The 16,975-nt window shown below is 35.2% G+C and carries 19 protein-coding genes, 3 tRNA genes and 2 pseudogenes; 16 read left to right on the plus strand and 8 right to left on the minus strand.

Translation table 11 applies throughout. The features are described from left to right. Positions 1–38 precede the first annotated feature (38 nt). The 5 genes from murB (at position 39) to AC0L3W_RS14935 (ending at position 2,517) form a co-directional block, all read left to right on the plus strand. Positions 39–1,100, plus strand: coding sequence for a UDP-N-acetylmuramate dehydrogenase (murB, locus tag AC0L3W_RS14915; protein ID WP_290040211.1), 1,062 nt, complete (start codon positions 39–41; stop codon positions 1,098–1,100). Then, complete coding sequence (birA, locus tag AC0L3W_RS14920; RefSeq protein ID WP_290040213.1) at positions 1,093–2,064, plus strand: bifunctional biotin--[acetyl-CoA-carboxylase] ligase/biotin operon repressor BirA; 972 nt, start codon at positions 1,093–1,095, stop codon at positions 2,062–2,064. Before murB ends, birA begins: the two co-directional genes overlap by 8 nt. A gap of 117 nt (positions 2,065–2,181) precedes the next feature. Beyond that, a tRNA-Thr gene (locus AC0L3W_RS14925) sits at positions 2,182–2,257 on the plus strand. A gap of 10 nt (positions 2,258–2,267) precedes the next feature. After that, a tRNA-Tyr gene (locus AC0L3W_RS14930) sits at positions 2,268–2,351 on the plus strand. 91 nt (positions 2,352–2,442) lie between these two features. Beyond that, positions 2,443–2,517 (plus strand) — tRNA-Gly (locus AC0L3W_RS14935). Positions 2,518–2,622: 105 nt separating this feature from the next. Here the strand turns inward: AC0L3W_RS14935 and AC0L3W_RS14940 are convergent. Beyond that, on the minus strand, positions 2,623–2,841 hold the full coding sequence (locus AC0L3W_RS14940; RefSeq protein ID WP_409440183.1) for a helix-turn-helix domain-containing protein: 219 nt from the start codon (positions 2,839–2,841) through the stop codon (positions 2,623–2,625). A 136-nt stretch (positions 2,842–2,977) separates the two neighbouring features. Here AC0L3W_RS14940 and AC0L3W_RS14945 point away from each other — a divergent pair, with 136 nt between their 5' ends. Genes AC0L3W_RS14945 through AC0L3W_RS14955 form a run of 3 tightly spaced genes read left to right on the plus strand, consistent with a single transcriptional unit; the run spans position 2,978 to position 4,726 of the window. Then, positions 2,978–3,190, plus strand: coding sequence for a hypothetical protein (locus tag AC0L3W_RS14945; protein ID WP_409440182.1), 213 nt, complete (start codon positions 2,978–2,980; stop codon positions 3,188–3,190). Positions 3,191–3,192: 2 nt separating this feature from the next. After that, the gene (locus tag AC0L3W_RS14950; protein ID WP_409440181.1) at positions 3,193–4,377 is read left to right on the plus strand and encodes an Arm DNA-binding domain-containing protein; all 1,185 of its coding nucleotides are present in this window, start codon (positions 3,193–3,195) and stop codon (positions 4,375–4,377) included. Next, positions 4,370–4,726: a hypothetical protein gene (locus AC0L3W_RS14955; RefSeq protein ID WP_409440180.1), complete on the plus strand. Its 357-nt coding sequence runs from the start codon at positions 4,370–4,372 to the stop codon at positions 4,724–4,726. Before AC0L3W_RS14950 ends, AC0L3W_RS14955 begins: the two co-directional genes overlap by 8 nt. A gap of 464 nt (positions 4,727–5,190) precedes the next feature. Here AC0L3W_RS14955 and AC0L3W_RS14960 read toward each other — a convergent pair whose 3' ends face one another. The 3 genes from AC0L3W_RS14960 to AC0L3W_RS14970 are packed head-to-tail and all read right to left on the minus strand — an operon-like array spanning position 5,191 to position 6,015. After that, positions 5,191–5,415, minus strand: coding sequence for a tyrosine-type recombinase/integrase (locus AC0L3W_RS14960; protein ID WP_409440179.1), 225 nt, complete (start codon positions 5,413–5,415; stop codon positions 5,191–5,193). Continuing rightward, positions 5,381–5,794, minus strand: coding sequence for a tyrosine-type recombinase/integrase (locus AC0L3W_RS14965; RefSeq protein ID WP_409440178.1), 414 nt, complete (start codon positions 5,792–5,794; stop codon positions 5,381–5,383). Before AC0L3W_RS14965 ends, AC0L3W_RS14960 begins: the two co-directional genes overlap by 35 nt. A gap of 23 nt (positions 5,795–5,817) precedes the next feature. Then, complete coding sequence (locus tag AC0L3W_RS14970) at positions 5,818–6,015, minus strand: phage integrase N-terminal SAM-like domain-containing protein (protein WP_409440177.1); 198 nt, start codon at positions 6,013–6,015, stop codon at positions 5,818–5,820. A gap of 1,000 nt (positions 6,016–7,015) precedes the next feature. On the opposite strand from AC0L3W_RS14970, the gene AC0L3W_RS14975 reads away from it, so the two are divergent. The 6 genes and pseudogenes from AC0L3W_RS14975 to AC0L3W_RS15000 all read left to right on the plus strand — a co-directional run. Continuing rightward, entirely contained in the window at positions 7,016–7,402 is a 387-nt protein-coding gene (locus AC0L3W_RS14975; RefSeq protein ID WP_409440176.1) for a hypothetical protein, read from the plus strand. Positions 7,403–8,079: 677 nt separating this feature from the next. Beyond that, entirely contained in the window at positions 8,080–8,709 is a 630-nt protein-coding gene (locus tag AC0L3W_RS14980; protein ID WP_409440175.1) for a LysE family translocator, read from the plus strand. A 106-nt stretch (positions 8,710–8,815) separates the two neighbouring features. Beyond that, positions 8,816–9,415, plus strand: coding sequence for a glutathione S-transferase family protein (locus AC0L3W_RS14985; protein WP_409440174.1), 600 nt, complete (start codon positions 8,816–8,818; stop codon positions 9,413–9,415). 86 nt (positions 9,416–9,501) lie between these two features. Then, positions 9,502–9,860 (plus strand): annotated as a pseudogene (locus tag AC0L3W_RS14990) (DUF6176 family protein). A 136-nt stretch (positions 9,861–9,996) separates the two neighbouring features. Next, on the plus strand, positions 9,997–10,413 hold the full coding sequence (locus AC0L3W_RS14995) for a GFA family protein (protein WP_409440173.1): 417 nt from the start codon (positions 9,997–9,999) through the stop codon (positions 10,411–10,413). A gap of 179 nt (positions 10,414–10,592) precedes the next feature. Beyond that, positions 10,593–10,832, plus strand: a pseudogene (locus tag AC0L3W_RS15000) (transposase); the annotation flags it as partial. 62 nt (positions 10,833–10,894) lie between these two features. Here AC0L3W_RS15000 and AC0L3W_RS15005 read toward each other — a convergent pair. From AC0L3W_RS15005 to AC0L3W_RS15020, 4 genes are all read right to left on the minus strand, one after another. Next, entirely contained in the window at positions 10,895–11,419 is a 525-nt protein-coding gene (locus AC0L3W_RS15005; RefSeq protein ID WP_409440171.1) for a DUF2867 domain-containing protein, read from the minus strand. Positions 11,420–11,428: 9 nt separating this feature from the next. Then, a complete protein-coding gene (locus AC0L3W_RS15010; protein WP_409440170.1) occupies positions 11,429–12,082 on the minus strand; it encodes a LysE family transporter in 654 nt (217 codons plus the stop codon). Between the two features lie 76 nt (positions 12,083–12,158). Beyond that, entirely contained in the window at positions 12,159–12,956 is a 798-nt protein-coding gene (locus AC0L3W_RS15015; RefSeq protein ID WP_409440169.1) for a pyrroline-5-carboxylate reductase family protein, read from the minus strand. Between the two features lie 228 nt (positions 12,957–13,184). Beyond that, a complete protein-coding gene (locus AC0L3W_RS15020) occupies positions 13,185–15,074 on the minus strand; it encodes a methyl-accepting chemotaxis protein (protein ID WP_409440168.1) in 1,890 nt (629 codons plus the stop codon). Positions 15,075–15,334: 260 nt separating this feature from the next. Between AC0L3W_RS15020 and AC0L3W_RS15025 the strand changes: the two genes are divergently transcribed. Together AC0L3W_RS15025 and AC0L3W_RS15030 are read left to right on the plus strand one after the other, a co-directional pair. Continuing rightward, positions 15,335–16,018 (plus strand): TetR/AcrR family transcriptional regulator, encoded by a 684-nt coding sequence (locus AC0L3W_RS15025; protein WP_409440167.1) that lies wholly within the window; start codon positions 15,335–15,337, stop codon positions 16,016–16,018. Continuing rightward, entirely contained in the window at positions 16,015–16,965 is a 951-nt protein-coding gene (locus AC0L3W_RS15030; RefSeq protein ID WP_409440166.1) for an HlyD family secretion protein, read from the plus strand. The genes AC0L3W_RS15025 and AC0L3W_RS15030 overlap by 4 nt, the downstream gene beginning before the upstream one ends. Positions 16,966–16,975: the final 10 nt, after the last annotated feature.

The raw sequence follows: 16,975 nt of genomic DNA on the forward strand, positions 1-16,975 counted from the left end.
AAGTACGCGCAGTTAAATTAATACCATAAAGGATTATCATGATTGAAAAAAACAGCTCACTCAAGGCCTTTAATAGCTTTTCAATTGATGCTCAGGCGCATCTGCTCTTCCATTTTACCGCTTTATCTCAGCTTTCTGAGCTACTAGAATTAATTAAAAAAACAAGAGAAGAGAGCCGACCTATTTTGGTATTAGGTGGTGGAAGTAACACGCTATTCTGTGATGACTTTGATGGGTTAGTGATTAAAGTTGAGTTAATGGGCATTAAGCACACAGAAACATCTGAACATCACTTATTAGCAGTCGCCGCAGGTGAAGACTGGCATCAGCTTGTTGAACAGACGGTAGAACAAGGCATCAATGGTTTAGAAAATTTGGCATTAATTCCGGGGGTAGTTGGTGCTGCACCTGTACAAAACATTGGTGCTTATGGTGTTGAACTAAAAGATTTTTGTGAACAAGTGGATTATATCGATTTAGTGGATGGCAGTATTCATTCTTTAACTAATGAACAATGTAAGTTTGCCTATCGAGACAGTATCTTCAAAGGTGAGTTAAAAGATCGTGTATTAATTACCTCAGTTTCATTGAAACTCCCTAAGCAATGGCAAGCACATTGCCAATACGGGCTGCTACAAGGTTTAAATGAAACCGAAGAGTCAGTAAGTGCACTGCAAATATTTGATAGTGTTTGTCGTATCCGTACTGAGAAACTGCCTGATCCTAAAGTGTTAGGCAATGCAGGTAGTTTCTTTAAAAATCCCATTGTCAGTGAATATTTAAGTGATCAATTATTATCTCATCATTCAGATATGCCACATTACCCTCAGCAAGATGGTAATGTGAAATTAGCGGCAGGATGGTTAATTGATCAGTGTGGTTTAAAAGGTCATAAGATTGGTGGTGCAGCGGTTCATCTACAACAAGCTTTAGTCTTGATTAATGAAGATGGAAGAGCTACTGCTGATGATGTTATTCAATTAGCTTGGTTTGTCAGAGAGCAAGTATTACAAAAATTTGCAGTATTATTAGAGCATGAGGTGCGATTTATTGGCGCACAGGGTGAAACCAACTTATTACAGGTTACAGGCAATGTCTGAATTAAATGAAAAAGGCAATAAACTACTGGCTTTGTTAGCTGATGGCGAGTTTCACTCTGGTGAAAAAATAGGTGAGTTATTAGGTGTATCAAGAACGTCTGTTAATAACTACATCAAAGCATTGCAAGAGATTGGGTTAGATATCTACAAAGTTACCGGTAAAGGTTATTGCAGTGCAACACCGCTAGCTTTGTTAAACCAACAAGCGATTCGTGACATTAGTGGTGTGACTCATGTTCATGTGGAGCAAATTTTACCGTCTACTAATGAATATCTATTGGATAAAATTCCAAATTTAGTAAATGGACAAACGTGTATTACTGAGTGTCAAACTGCTGGACGTGGCAGACGTGGTAGGCAGTGGGTTTCACCGTTTGCATCGCATCTCTATTTTTCTATTTATTGGCGTTTAGAAGCTGGTATCGAAAAAGCCTCTGGTTTAAGCCTGCTGGTGGGGATTGCAGTGGTTAATGCCCTAGAGAAGCTTGGTATTCATGGTGTGGGTTTAAAATGGCCTAATGATCTCTATTACCAAGGGAAAAAACTTGCTGGTATATTGATTGAGTTAAACGCGCAAGCTTCGGAGGTATGCCATTGTGTGATTGGGATTGGTATTAATATTAGGATGCCTGCACATCAAGCCGGTGCCATTGACCAACCCTGGACCGATCTTAATACTATTAACTCCCAACCCGTGGATCGTAATCAGCTGTCTGGGTTATTGATTACTGAATTACAAACTTTGTTAGCTGATTATGAAGAAAAAGGGCTCGCACCATTTTTAGCGCGTTGGTTTGAACTAGATTGTTTCTTGAATCAGGACGTTAATTTGATTATGGCTGACAAAATCCAAAAAGGAATTTGTCGAGGAATCAACGAGCAGGGGGCATTGCTGTTAGAGGTTGATCAACAAGTCACTCCATACATCGGTGGTGAAATATCACTACGTTTGGCGAATAATTAGGCTAAATTAACAAAATTGATTTGTTTTTGAGCAAACAAACAAAAAACTGTGTTTTTTTGCTAATAAACACTTGCAAGGCAAGCTCAAGTTCTTTAATATTCGCGGCACTTAGACAGCGCCGACTTAGCTCAGTAGGTAGAGCAACTGACTTGTAATCAGTAGGTCACCAGTTCGACTCCGGTAGTCGGCACCATCTAAGTCCTGGAGGGGTTCCCGAGTGGCCAAAGGGAACAGATTGTAAATCTGTCGCGAAAGCTTCGGTGGTTCGAATCCACCTCCCTCCACCATATTTTATCTCACTTGTCACAGTGAGTAAGTAAAGAACAATGCAATAGCATTGTTTTTTGCTATGTAGCTAACGCTACCGATGCAATATTTGCGGGCATCGTATAATGGCTATTACCTCAGCCTTCCAAGCTGATGATGCGGGTTCGATTCCCGCTGCCCGCTCCAACTACTTCTACTTTAAAACCAAGCACTTGTGCTTGGTTTTTTTGTTTCTGCTGTTTTAAAAATGAAATTTGTGGCCGCTTTGTGGCCAATTTGTGACAGCAAGTTTTAAACCTCTTCTTTTTGAGCTTCACTCTCTGATTCAAAAATCTCACCAACAGATACATTTAAATACTCACAAAGTTTATCTACAACTTCTAATTCGACTCTTGTTGCTGTTTCATTATATAAGCGAGTAATTGTTCCTCGATTAATACCAGTATCTCTTGCTACATCTGCAATTTTTAGTCTTTTACTTCCCATTATTGTGGATAAATGACACTTCAAAATGACCTCCAATGTTTAAAAATGTTCTATAGCGAGTTAAAAAGTCTTGCAAAGACAAATTTTAATGCTATATTTTAATCTCCTAGAGAGCATTGTGCTCTTTAAGATGTAATTTTGAATATTAGGAGATTGTACGATGGATATTACCTATATGACAACATCTGAGTTATCACAACGTATTAAATATGATCAACGCACTATTCGAGAACAATTAAAGGATTCAGTTCTTTTTGAAGGAGTGCACTACATTCGCCCATTCGGTGGAAGAAAGATTTTATATATGTGGGAACGAATTGAAGAAGAAATGTTACATGGTATTTCAATTAACTCATTAACAGCGGGGATGTAATTATGGGGAATATTAGCGCACGAAGTGGAAAACTAGTTGTAGAATTTCGAAATCAAGGTATCAGATGTAGAGAGCAAACAAAGTTGTTAGATACTTCTGTAAATCGTAAACGTATGCAGAAATTATTAAAAATAATCGAAGCTGAAATCGTACTTGGCACTTTTGATTTTTGTAAGTATTTTCCAGATTCAAAACGAGCTACAAAATTTGAAGAGCATAAACAACGCAAGCAAACAGCATCCCATCATTTTAACAGTGCTGATGCACCAACAGTAAAAGAATTTTCCGATATTTGGTTTGAAGAAAAGGCAATTGAATGGCGTAAAAGTCATAAAGAGTCGATTCAGGGAATATTAGAGTCACATATTCTACCTGCTTTTGGAAAGATGAAAATCAGCGTCATCAAAAAACAAGATATCTTAACTTTTCGATCTGCTCTCGCCAAAGTTCAGGGTCGAAAAGGAAAAGTATTATCTCCATCGCGTATCAATCATATTATGACACCTTTAAGAATGCTGCTCAATGAAGCCGCTGACCGCTATGAGTTTACGTCACCTTGGAAAAATATAAAAGCGTTAAAGGTACCGCGTACTGAAGTAGATCCATTTTCACTTGATGAAGTTGAAGCCTTAATTGATACCGCACCTGATAGCTTTAAGCCTTATTACATTACGCGGTTTTTCACCGGATTAAGAACAGGTGAAATAGATGGCCTGAAATGGAGTAACGTGGATTTAATTAATAAGCAAATTTACATCACGCAAAGTTTGGTTAAAGGAATAATAAGCGATGTAAAAACTGATGGTTCAAATCGAGTTGTCAAATTAACGGATAGGGTCGTTGAAGCATTATATAAACAGTTGAAGATAACCAAACACTGTAAATCCTTTGTATTTTGCAAACCAGATGGAGAACCACACAACTATCAATCTATTAGTCGTAGTATTTGGGAGCCAATGTTACAACGATTAAAGCTTAAATACAGGAACCCATATCAAACAAGACATACCTATGCCACTTTGCTACTTGCAGCTGGTGAGTCCCCTGAGTGGATTGCACAGCAGATGGGACATACCACTACAACTATGCTTTTCCGTGTTTATTCACGTTATGTACCCAACTTAACCAGGCAAGACGGTAGTGCTTTTGAACGTTATATTGATACACAAGGAGAGGGTAATGCTTAGTATTCAAGATCATCCAATAGTACAGCAGCTCGATAGCCAAATATCACAAGGTGAAGCTTACTTATTAAGCTTGCAAGTAAAGCGTGTAACACTAACTAAATCGTTATTAAGATCGACCTATGAAGTTGCTCAAATTATTTGTCGTAATTTATACATAACACAAAATAAAAGAGAAGTGGCTTTGTTATGTGGCTACGAGTATTTAACCAATATTCAAATGGTGGAACAGTGGTTGCTTGAGCAATTAGTAGAGCTAAATCAATCTTATTTCTCTTGTCCTGTTAGTGAATTACAGAATCGTTTATTAATGAAGTTGAATAGTTTAAAGCAAGATTATTTTTTAAGTTAATTTTAAGTAAAATAAAAAGTCAGCGGTTACAAAAAGTGACGGCTGGCTTTTCTGCCCACCCGTACCCGTAATCACATGTTATGTTTCGGTTGATAGACATTAATTCAAAGTACTGACTATGTTTTTTTAATACTGTTTGAATCGAGCTTTAAGTTGTTGCGGTAAATACATCTTTTAACATTGAGGTGCTCACTTCCTCTTGGGGCTTCAAGTAACCAAATAGCTGAATATTCAACATTGATTTGATCCTTTGATTACAATCAAAGCTAACACAATTAAGCCTTCTACTTTTGAATCACTTTATGTATCGCTAACACTTTAGCTTTTATCGCACAAAGGAGCATATAGCGAGATAGAAATTTTGCTCTATTTATTTGTTGAATTATCCAATTCACGCTTACCTATCTCTCAAGAAAGCACATATGCAATAAGACCATTACAAATTGTAAAGTATTTTTCTATGTTTATAATTTATGAAAAATATTATCAAATGGACTGACTGTTCCAGCGTGCCTTTCTCCAATCACGTGTGTGTATATTTCAGTTGTTCTTAAATCCGAATGCCCCAGCAACGTTTGCACTGTTCTTATATCAGTCCCATTAAGTAATAAGGCCGTTGCAAAACTATGTCGAAATGTATGTGCTGATACTTTTTTATTGATCTTTGCTTTTATGACCGCTTGTCGCAAATGGCGAGTTAATGTTGATGGATGAATATGATGGCGACAAATATATCCATCGATAGGATGTTCGCAACGAGTAGAGGAAGGGAATAAGAAAATCTTTCATTGCTGCTTTATATTTTCTATGTAATGACGCTGGTACTGAAGTTAAACCAAATCCATCAAGTAAATCTTGTTTGTGTATAGCTTCAACCTGGTTTATTTGGTGAGTAATAATTTCATTAAGCTCTTTAGGTAATATTGTTAATCTATCTTGTTGTCCTTTCCCTCTAAAAATAAATATCGTTTGGTTTGAAAAATCGATATCTTTTACACGTAACCTTAACACTTCATTTAAACGTAAACCTGAGCCATAAAGGATAGAAGCAATTAGCCTATAAGGCATTTTTAAGTGGCTAATAATAGCTGTTACTTCATTTGGAGAAAGAACAGTTGGAATGTTTTTAGGACGCTTAGCGTATGAAAAATTAAACCGTCAAATTGTTGTTCTAACATGTGCTTGTACATAAATACTAACGCGCATAAAGCTTGATTTTGAGTCGCTGCGCTAACACTTCTATTAACGGCTAAATAAGTTAAGAAATGATTTATTTCCGCTGCGCCCATTTCTTTAGGATGCCTTTATCATTAAAAATGATAAAAAATTTTACCCAATATAAATAACTTTTTTCTGTTTGTAGACTATATCGAACAAGTAAGGTTGAGCCTCAATGATGTTAATAAAGATTACGGTGTTACTTTTGTTAAAATAGCTAACAGATTTGGTGAGCAATCACCTTTGTGTGCCAAAAATGCCTAACAAGTGACTATGGTGTCAAACCCTAATTTATATTCATTTCAGGATCCCACATGACACCATCTCTAACCATTGAATTTAGTTTGATTATCATTTTACGAATACAATCGATAATAGTTGTTTTCTTTGGTTTTCCCGCCGCTAATAAACGCTGAAATGCCCTTTTAAAAGCGGGAGAAAGATGCATTGTTGACACCATTGCCATCTAAATCACTATTTGTCTTTTATGGCGGCCTTCTCGATTATTCCGTTGACCTTTATAATGCACACTTTATATATTAAATAGTGAAACACCAATTAATGATGCAGCTTATTTATTGGTTAAATACCCGAACTCGAGCATGTCACTTAATAAATTAAAAACAACGACATTTTTAATACCTAGCATACTTTGAATTATTTTATTTTTAGTTTTGTATTCATTGTACTTTTCAATCGCCTTAGATAATTTTTTAGAAGCAAGTAGAAATATTCTCTGTAAATTAATTCATCTAATTATGAATATAAACCACATCGATATTACTTTTTGACATCTCCATAATTCATCAGTTAACAATAAACGAGGAATTTTAAAGTGTATTTATGTTAGCAATTTAGAATATAGTTATTGCAATAAAGGTTTTAAAAAGAAGTATGTATAAAAATATTATGATTCTCTGTCTATTAAAAATGTAGTGTTTAAAAAATATTTTGGTGTTCCGTTTAGTTCCTACAAAAATAATATTATTGTTGTTTGTGCTAATTTATAAATTCTTAATCCGTTACCATTGTCAATGATGGATATTGTATGGTTTGAAAAGGTATATATACATGTCACTAAATAAAATTCAGAAAGAGCTTAAAGAAGCAATTGAGGGCTTGATAGACGCAGCTTGTAACTATCGGCTTGACGAATTTGAAACATTGTATGATCCAGAATTGATGATTGTTATGCTTCAGCCAGATGGTATTACTTTAAATTTCGATTATCAGAAAAACATGGAATTCTTTCGTAATTTAAGAGATTCTGGTGCACCACCAATCGATAAAACAGCGGAATACAACTATATTGACGGACGTGATCAGTCTGGTTATGTCATTGTTACAAGGCAGATGGACTTGGGGTATGGCCCAAAGAAAATTATTTTTAATCTCATGCTTGATAAATCCAGTGGTTCATGGAAGTTATACCGTGAACATGCTGTCGTAGTATATTAATCTTAACAAGATAGTTGGTCTCCTCGTACCCGTCGGCCCAAGTTTGAGCTACTACAACTTGAGAGAATTCAATGTTATGAGAAATAGTATTATAGGCGTTGATTTAGCACTAAAAGCTATTCAACTTCGTGTATAGACAAATAACAAGGTGCCATCTAACGGTCTTCCGCCGACTTTATAGACATTTTAATTTTCAATTAAGTATCTTTATTCATACTAGTCTGGAAACACATGGCCAAGGTGGTTATACAATCGCTTTCAATTGTAAAACACCTCAATATAATTGAACAAGACTGCTCGTGCGGTATTTCACATTAAAGGATTAGTGTTTATCTCCTTCCTTTCTTGTGTCTACTTTCAATTTATTCATTGGCTTTGGTGTTTTTGTTAACATAGTTTTTGCCTAACTTTTGTTGGTAGAGATAATCAGTAGATTAGTAAATGATTCAAAGTTCGTTTTAGTGGCTAAGTTACGGTGGTGTTTTTAAATACTCAATTCCATCAATTAATTTTTAGTGTTGTTGATAACTAAAATATTTAACTATCAACAACTAACAATGCATTAAAGAAGGGCATAAAACAGTGGCTGTTTTCGTTCCTCAATATTTTAGCCAACAATTTTTTGCCTCTTAACGGGGCGTTATGTTTAATATAATCATTCGAATAAGGTAGATAATATGGAATTTACAATTTGGCTTTCTTATGTTGCAATGATTTCTGCTCTTATAGCTTTTCCCGGACCTTCATCATTGTTAATTACAATGCATGGCTATCAATACGGCTTTAAAAAAAGCAACTATACAATCATAGCTAATTTGCTCGGTTCATTAGTTTTAATGGTTTTATCAGCTCTTGGCTTAGGTGTTTTAATTTCAACATCTGAAACCTTATTCTCTTTGGTTAAATATCTTGGTGCGGTTTATTTAATTTATATTGGAGTTAAAACTTGGCGTAATTCAAAAGTAACAACAAACAATAAAAACACAAATAATTTAAACCATGAATCAAACATTTCCATTTTCAAACAAGGTTTCTTTACAGGTATCAGTAACCCGAAAGACCTAGTCTTTTTTGCAGCTTTATTTCCTGTTTTTATTAACTCTCAACAACCAATTATTGGTCAGTTTTTTATTCTTATGTTTACTTGGTTGATAATTGATTACATCATTAAAATTATCTACTCACTAACAGGGAAAAGAATAAACAAAAAGTTTTCTAATAGTACGTTTGTGACTATATTCAATCGAATCACTGGTGGTATGTTTATTGTTGCAGGCATTGCATTAGCAGGGGCAAACAATAAATAATCACACAACAAGTTGCTGCATTGGAAAAACTACTCGCTGGCGTTCGCATTTTTCGACTGTGCAAAGCGTTATGAGTTTAGTCAATTTATCACTCGGAGTTTAATAAATGGAATTAACTATTGGTAATGTTTCAACATGGTCATTAAGAGTTTGGATATGTAGTCAATTAGCACAATTAGATGTCGCAATTAACGTAATTGACTTAACCAAGCCAGATTATAAATCAGAGATTTTAAAGTACTCAGCAACTGGTTTAGTCCCGTCCTTAAATGAAGGTACTTTTGTGATTCATGATTCGCTGTCAATTTCTGAATTTTTTAATGAATGTTCTGAAGGTGCTCTTTATCCGAGCCAAAGCTCTGAAAGAGCTTTGGCTCGGAGTTTGTGTGCTGAGTTACACTCCGGTTTTATGTGGCTAAGATCACAATGCCCATTTTCACTAGAGCAAGTTACACCATTATTAGAGTTTAATACCGACATTGAAAATGAGTTAATTCGCATTGAACAGATTTTCGAAACAGCACATTTACCATTTATGTTCAACTCTGCGGGTATAGTCGATGCGTTTTATTCTATTCTTGCCTTTAGGCTAAAAGCATATGGTATCCAGCTTCAAGGTAAAGCCGGAGAGTACCAAGAAAGTCTCTTAAATTGGATAAACTTAAAGCAAGCTATAGAACTCGCCCAAAGCTGGAGAAATGCATAACAAGTCATTAAAGCAGGACAAAAAATAGTTGGTTTTTACTCGTGACTCGCTTATTTTAACCAACTATTTTATGCCTTTTAATGATGATGAGTTGGGCATACTTGGGAAATCCAGTGAAATGGAAGCTCAAAGTGTACTCATTGAAATTAAAAAGTAATAGTAAAGACCAAGTTGAAGATTGGATTAATTTTATTAACCAAAACAAAAAAGAGGCGCTATCTACTCTCAAAAACGAACATGTTGTCTTAGAAACATTTTTCAACTTGAATTAAATGGTAAGGATTATTTAATTTGCTACATGAGAACGCAGTCGATGGCATATGCAGTAAAAGCTGTTAAAAGTTCTGGAACAATAGTAGATGACTATCATCAAAACTTTAAAAAAGAAACTTTGTCAAAAGTTATACTTGCTAATGTGAGCCTCGATTTATCTCTGATAGATTAAGGAATAGAGTATGCCTAACAAGTCGTTTACAAGGACAAAAAACAGTTGGCTTTTACTCCTCCGTTGCTTATTTTAGCCAACTATTTTATTGCCTCTTAACGAGGGTTTAGCTGACCACCATAATAAGGAGAAAAATTTGAGTAATACAGAATATCCAATTAAAGGTTCATGCCAATGTGGCGGAGTTCAGTATGAGTTATTGGAGCCGCCTTTGTTCGTTGCTGCATGTCACTGTAAAGAGTGTCAAAAATTATCCACTAGTGCTTTTAGTATAACTGCTATGATTAATGTGGATAGCGTCAAGTTTCAAGGAGAAATGAAGAGTTGGAGTCGGGTTGCGGATAGTGGTAATACCAGTGGTGCGATGTTTTGCCCTAGATGTGGGAATAGAATCTACCACTTTGATCCCAATGAGCCTAGTAAGCTAAAACTTAAGCCTAGTAATTTATCAGACACCAGTATTATTAACCCTACTATTCATGTTTGGGTAAGCGAGAAACAAGATTGGTATCAGATTCCTGATGGAGTCAAAGTTTTTGATAGACAGCCATGAAGCAGCAGCTAACAATACGCTGCAATGTTTGCCGGTGAGCTTTGCGTTGAGGCTGTAGAGTTTCCCCCCAAGAGCGTGTTTTTATCTTTTTCCGATTAAGTCTGGCTGTAAAAAAAACAACCTTTATTGAGTTGGGCGAGTGTGACCTAATAGTTATTATTCGTTTATAGATAAACACTATGGGTAACTACAAACCTGACTTATCTTGCAAAAGTATATTAATTCAGGTTGATTTCATACAGCAAATTATCCCCGGCACTTTTGAATACGCACTTTCACACATCGTCGATAAACACATTGATTTAAGCTTATTTGATAAATGGTATGACAACGACAAAGGTGGTGCCGCAGCTTATCCACCATCAGTGATGTTAAAGATAGTTCTGTTTGGTTATTCAGGTGAGGTAGTTAGTAGCCGCTTTAAAAAATTTGTAACTATATAGTTAAATCTTACCATTGGTTTCCCTCTGGTCTCTTGTTACTATATAGCATTGCCAATTATTTTAGTCATACTACGTGCAATTATATGGTGAGCAGGCTTAACAGGAAGCATATATAGACGTCCTACCCAACTTTTAATATGTACTATAGTAGATACTGTCACTTGTACTTTACCATTTAATGGCTCTAAATTTTTATGAATAGATACTATTACTTTAAGGTGTTTATCGTTATCTCCCAGTAATGCTTCATGTTCATTTTTATCTATTAAGGTAAAAATACCGACGCGCTCTCCAATTTTATATTCAGAACTCGGTTTACAAAGATCTATATCAGAGAGCTTCCCCAAATTCTTAAGCCCAAATAGCCTAGCTATGTGGTTTCTTAATACCATCAAAAAATCAACCCATCTTGGAGTTGTGCTTAAAACTCTAAGAAACTGATCTAATGGGTCCAGTTCTGGTAATATCGAATTAATTTTCCAAGCATCATAAAAATAAGCATCACTTGTTGTATTTGCTACATTGCTATTTGCAGGTACTGATACCTGGAGTGGGATATTCATATACAGGCTTTATCTAGTTAGTACTGTTTTCACAATTGTAAGGCCTACTAAACCTAAAATAGCACCAGTTGCTTTGTCTATATAGTAAGCAATTTTTGAAAATTTGCGCCTTGCTTTTTTACCTGATAAAACAAACACAATTGCAGAGTCCCAAAAAAATACTAATGATGTCATCCAAATACCAAGTAGAATCTTAAATGTAAGGCTTACATCTTTGGTTAATACAACTGTAAATAAGCTCAAATAAAATAGGACATTTTTAGGGTTTAAAATTCCAGACATAAAACCAACAATAAATTCCTTAAAGAATGTAGTTTCATTATCCAATCCATCACTTACTTGCTCTGATAAATCTTCATAATCACTTTTTTTTGTACGTAGAGCTTGGATTGCTAAATATAATAGGAAGAGCCCTCCAGAAACTTTTAATCCGATCATAATAAATACTGAGTTAGCTAATAACGAGCCAACTCCAATTAAGCATAATGCAATATATAATGCGTTTGCAATTGAAATTCCTAGTGCGACACCAACAGCTTTTTTTCTATCATATTTTAAGGCACTTTTTACTAGAATAACAAAGTCGGGGCCAGGGCTAATAAGGGCTAAAAAATGAGCAAAAGCAACAGTTGCAAAGATTCCAATTAAACTTATTTCCATCATATTGATGTTATTCCTTAAAATTAATTTTTCCGGTAAAGTAACTTAAAGTAAGCTTGATAATTCATTATTTATCAAATTAAGTTCTATTTTCTGGAACTGCCATTTTTTCTGCTTTATGAGAAGCTTTCAAAAGCGCTTCATAAATGGCTCGGTCTACATGCTGTGCTTTTAATTCATTAACACCTTGTTCTGTTGTTCCATTTGGAGTCATAACATCCTGAGCTAAAGTAGCAGGTAATTTATCAGATTTCTGTAACATCTTACCGCTACCTTCTAAAGTTTTGGCAACTAGTCTTTTAGATTCAAAATAACTAAAACCTAATTCTTGAGAAGCTTTAATCATAGCTTCTGCAATAACCATTATATATGCAGGGGCTCCTCCGCTAATACCAGTTGCTGAGTCAATTAGACTCTCTTCATTTACAAAAAATAATTCACCTAAGTACTGGGCTGATTCAATAAATGAGGAGTAATTAAAGTCAGATATACCATTGAAGTATATTGGAGTTATACCATCTCCGTTTTCACATGGTGTATTTGGCATACATCTAACAATTGCTGAGTGGGGCGAATGCCTAATAATTTCTTCACAAGACACGCCTGCCATCATCGAAATGATTAAAGACGGGGAGCTATCTTCTAAATAAATATTTGGTAGATCTTGAGGTCTGACCCCTAAAAAAAGAATATCAATATCGGTAGGTAGATATTCTTGGATATTATGAGCGCCCAAACCCCTAGCGTGTTCGAGTTTTTCTCTATCTTTATCAACGACTGTCACATTCCATGATTTTAAAAAATATGGTGCTGTAGCTTTGAATACTGAAAACCCCATATTACCCACGCCTAAATAGACACAATTTTTATTATTCATTTGCATTTTCCGTTTTTATCTTAGATGTATTTTCATTTATATGAAGTAAAGTCATGAATATGATGTGTCATTACTTACAATACCTTAATAACAACCATAATCCGTTCAGCCGATTAACTTATATTGTGAGACCATCTTATTTTTTAGTTATGACTGAGATATAGTTATGATTAATAATGCAAAAAAATCAGTTGCATTAAATTTTCAAATACGACTGAATTCTCTTATTTAAAGTTTAAATATCTCTACTCGTTTATTCAGTGCAGCTGCAATATCTAATAGCCCTTGTGCTGCTTCTGTATTTTTATCTGACGTACTCAGCGTGACTTTCGCAATGTCATTAATATCAACAATGCTTTCATTAATCTCACCTGCAACAAGTGTTTGCTCTTCTGCAGCTGTTGCAATTTGATTGTTCATGTCTTGAATAATAGAAACTGAGTTACGTATTTCTTCTAGTGCATTATTTGCTTCTTGTGATTTTTTAGCTGTTGTATTAGCGTTATTAACATTAATGTGCATCAGCTCTACAGAGTTTTTAGATTCGTTTTGCAAACTATTAATCATATTCTGTATTTCAGAAGTGCTTTCTTGTGTCCTATTCGCTAAGCTTCTGACCTCATCAGCAACGACAGAGAAGCCTCGTCCAAACTCCCCTGCACGGGCTGCTTCAATAGCTGCATTTAAAGCCAAAAGGTTCGTTTGCTCTGAAATTGCGCGTATCACTTCAATAATTTTTCCTATATTGTCAATTTCACCTTCCAAGTTATTCATTACATGTTGCACATTGTTAATCCCCTCTACTAAGGTTTCAATATTGGTATTCATATCATTCACCACGCCAATCCCTTGGTTTGAATGAGTGTTTGCTTGGTCTGCAGCAGAAGAAGCTTGTAATGCATTACGCGCGACTTCATCAACGGTCACGGTCATTTGATTCATTGCTGTTGAAGTTTGCTCTAACTGCATCATTTGTGATTCAGAGCTGCTATTCACGCTTTTAGCAGATTCAGAGATAGTTTCAGAAGAAGCTGTTAACTGTGTTGTTGAGGTGTTAATGCCTTCGATAATTTCTTTTAAACTATCAATCATTATGAGTAATGCTTTGTAAATACCTGTTTCATTACCAGTTGAAACTGGAATTTTTTGTAAATCCCCCTGTGCAATTCTTTGTACAATACCTTCTATTTCAATGGGCTCACCACCAATTGGGCGGTAAATTATTTTCATTACAATCAGGTAGACAAGACAAAGTGAAACAAGAATAAAGATGAAGGCCATTAATAAACTTGTTTTTAAATTTGCATTAGATGCTTGGTTTATACTATCCCATGTGTTCCATGACCAGGTTACCCAACCAAACTCTGCAGATTGTTGTGATGTCACAGAATAAGATTTCCCGTCAAGTTGGTAATTGTGATAACTGGTGATATCGTTTTGATATTTTTTATAAGATGGACGTATATCATATAAATTTTTACCTATCATCGCTTTATCTTTAGCAGCCATGATATAGCCATCTTCACGGCTAACAAAAAGTTGGTTTTTGGGGTTTAGTTTATTAATGAAATTTGTTATTTGAGTAATGTTAATGTTCAAGCATAAAACACCTACTATTTCACCATTTCTTCTAATAGGAACTGCTAATGACATTACATCAGGGCCAAGAGTACTTTTATAGGGTGTAGTGATAACTCTTTTTTCTCCTGACATAGGCCGTAAAAACCACTCCCTTTTTTTCTCACGAGCGTTAAAATTTGGGTTAAGACCTTTATAACCATAAGCATAGGTTTTTGCATTTTTAGTTGTAATAAAAGCATCTAAAACACCTAATTTATTAGTTAATGAATCCAGCATAAGTAAAGTTTTATCGATATCTAATAATCCGCTCTTATCTATTTCAATAGTATCTGTAGTTACCTCTAACGTATCAAAATAACGATTCATTTTTTCATCGAGAGCTTTGGATATTAAAAAAGCTTGCTCTTTAGTATAAGCCCCATTGTGGTAATTGGATGCGGATTTAAAATTTAAATAGCCAACGATTGATACGGTTAAAATAGAAAAGGCTAACAAGACGCCTATTAATAATAATATTTTTGCTCTTGCAGTCATCATATTCCTTAACATTTATTCTTATGTTGATTATCAAACTAATATGTAAGTTTTTTAAATTAAAAAAACTGTTCGGGGTATTAATAATCTTTTTGTAGGTACTTATTTTTGAAACCTTTAATGGTATAAGTCTATTCTAAATTGCTAACATAAATGGACTCTAAAATTCCCTTTTTACTGCCAAATGATGAATTATGCTGATATCAAGCAATGTAGATGTGGTTTATATTCAACATAAGATGAATTAATTTACAGGGAGTTTTATGAATGTAAAAAACGTAAAAGCAGGTCGACCTAAACAACTTGATTCCTACCATGTATCAGCAAGACATAATTTAGTTGAAGCTGCTAAAGTCTGTTTTTCAGAGCGCGGTTATGACAGTGTTTCAACTCGAAAAATAGCTAAAAAAGCCAATGTTGATGCGGCAATGATCCGTTATTATTTTGGTTCAAAAGAGGGGTTGTTTGAGGCGGTAATACAAGAAACACTTGCCCCCATCTTCGAGCAACTTGGACAAGATCTGACGCATTCTTCTCAACATAATCCATTAATGCTTATGCAGACTTATTATAAAATTATGGCGACAGCGCCCTTGTTGCCAAAACTGATGCTGCATGTGCTTAATCAAAAAGATAACCCTAAGACGTTCACTATTTTAAGCAAAGTGTTTGATGATTTGTTGAAGCAGACTGAAAGTTGGATAAATACATTTGATGAACAAGGGGATTTGAATCCAAACCTTGATCTTAAGTTAATTCCTTTAAGCTTTATTAGCTTAATGGTGTTTCCTTTATTGGCGCCTGTATCAATACAAAAAGAATTAGGTATTGAATTAAATGAAGACTGGTTAATGCATTTGGCTGGACATAATCAGGTATTTTTAGAGCAAGGTCTGTTTAAATTCTCAGGCTCTAAAGTTAGCGATGTTGAGGGAGAAAAATCGTGATCAAAAAAGATATATCTTTACTTTTATTAATTACGTCATTTTTTTTAACTGGATGTGGAACTCAGGATGTCAATTATGCAATGGGAACGGTTGAGCGCGATCGCATTAAGCTTTCAGCTCCTGCGTCAGAAAAAATTGTTTATATCAATGTTCATGAGGGTGAGATTGTTCATATAGGTGATGTATTGATACAACTTGATGCTAGCCGAGCCAATGCGATGCTTAGTGAGCGACGTGCGGAGCTGGCTCAAGTTATTTCGGTATTAGATGCACTGAATAAGGGAACCCGTATTGAACAATTGAATGCCGCTAAAGCTGTGTTGGAGGAGACAGAAGCTGACAGTCAAGAAGCTGAGAGACAGTATAAACGTATTAGTAAATTGTTCAAAGACAAGGCTGTAGGTATTGCTGAGATGGATGTCGTAAAGACACAAAGAAACACTAGTAAAGCTAAGAAACAACAAGCTTATGAGCAATGGTTAGAATTGAAAAATGGTGCTCGCCAAGAAGATTTAGATCAAGCAGAAGCTCGGGTCCGTGCAGCAAAAGCAGCTTTATTGTGGCAACAAAAAGCAGTCGATGAATTAACTATTACCTCTCCAGTTGACGGCATTGTTGATAGCCTACCTTGGCATGAAGGTGATTTTGCCAACGCAGGAGCCGAGTTAGTTAATGTATTAGCCAATGCAAAACCCTTTGCTAGAGTGTATTTGCCAGCATCGGCTTTAACTAAAATAAAGGCAGGCGGTGCCATTAAAGTCTATGCCGATGGTATTAAAAAAACAGTTGAAGGTAAGGTTCGTAATATTCGTTCTCAACCAGCTTATAGTCCCTTTTATGCGCTCAATGAACGAGATAGATCGCGATTAATGTATTTGACTGATATTGACTTAGTGAATGAGAGTGATTTGCCAACTGGTTTAGCCGTCGAGGTACATTTGCCATGAATATAAATAG

This window comes from Psychromonas sp. KJ10-5, from assembly GCF_055808325.1.

Bases quoted from the DNA above. Each gene is read 5' to 3' on its own strand.
- AC0L3W_RS14975 (WP_409440176.1), top strand. From the start codon at position 7,016: ATGTCACTAAATAAAATTCAGAAAGAGCTTAAAGAAGCAATTGAGGGC.
- AC0L3W_RS15005 (WP_409440171.1), bottom strand. From the start codon at position 11,419: ATGAATATCCCACTCCAGGTATCAGTACCTGCAAATAGCAATGTAGCA.
- AC0L3W_RS14945 (WP_409440182.1), top strand. From the start codon at position 2,978: ATGGATATTACCTATATGACAACATCTGAGTTATCACAACGTATTAAA.
- AC0L3W_RS14985 (WP_409440174.1), top strand. From the start codon at position 8,816: ATGGAATTAACTATTGGTAATGTTTCAACATGGTCATTAAGAGTTTGG.
- AC0L3W_RS14955 (WP_409440180.1), top strand. From the start codon at position 4,370: ATGCTTAGTATTCAAGATCATCCAATAGTACAGCAGCTCGATAGCCAA.
- AC0L3W_RS14980 (WP_409440175.1), top strand. From the start codon at position 8,080: ATGGAATTTACAATTTGGCTTTCTTATGTTGCAATGATTTCTGCTCTT.
- murB (WP_290040211.1), top strand. From the start codon at position 39: ATGATTGAAAAAAACAGCTCACTCAAGGCCTTTAATAGCTTTTCAATT.
- birA (WP_290040213.1), top strand. From the start codon at position 1,093: ATGTCTGAATTAAATGAAAAAGGCAATAAACTACTGGCTTTGTTAGCT.
- AC0L3W_RS14950 (WP_409440181.1), top strand. From the start codon at position 3,193: ATGGGGAATATTAGCGCACGAAGTGGAAAACTAGTTGTAGAATTTCGA.
- AC0L3W_RS15020 (WP_409440168.1), bottom strand. From the start codon at position 15,074: ATGATGACTGCAAGAGCAAAAATATTATTATTAATAGGCGTCTTGTTA.
- AC0L3W_RS15015 (WP_409440169.1), bottom strand. From the start codon at position 12,956: ATGAATAATAAAAATTGTGTCTATTTAGGCGTGGGTAATATGGGGTTT.
- AC0L3W_RS15025 (WP_409440167.1), top strand. From the start codon at position 15,335: ATGAATGTAAAAAACGTAAAAGCAGGTCGACCTAAACAACTTGATTCC.
- AC0L3W_RS15010 (WP_409440170.1), bottom strand. From the start codon at position 12,082: ATGATGGAAATAAGTTTAATTGGAATCTTTGCAACTGTTGCTTTTGCT.
- AC0L3W_RS14965 (WP_409440178.1), bottom strand. From the start codon at position 5,794: ATGCCTTATAGGCTAATTGCTTCTATCCTTTATGGCTCAGGTTTACGT.
- AC0L3W_RS14970 (WP_409440177.1), bottom strand. From the start codon at position 6,015: ATGGGCGCAGCGGAAATAAATCATTTCTTAACTTATTTAGCCGTTAAT.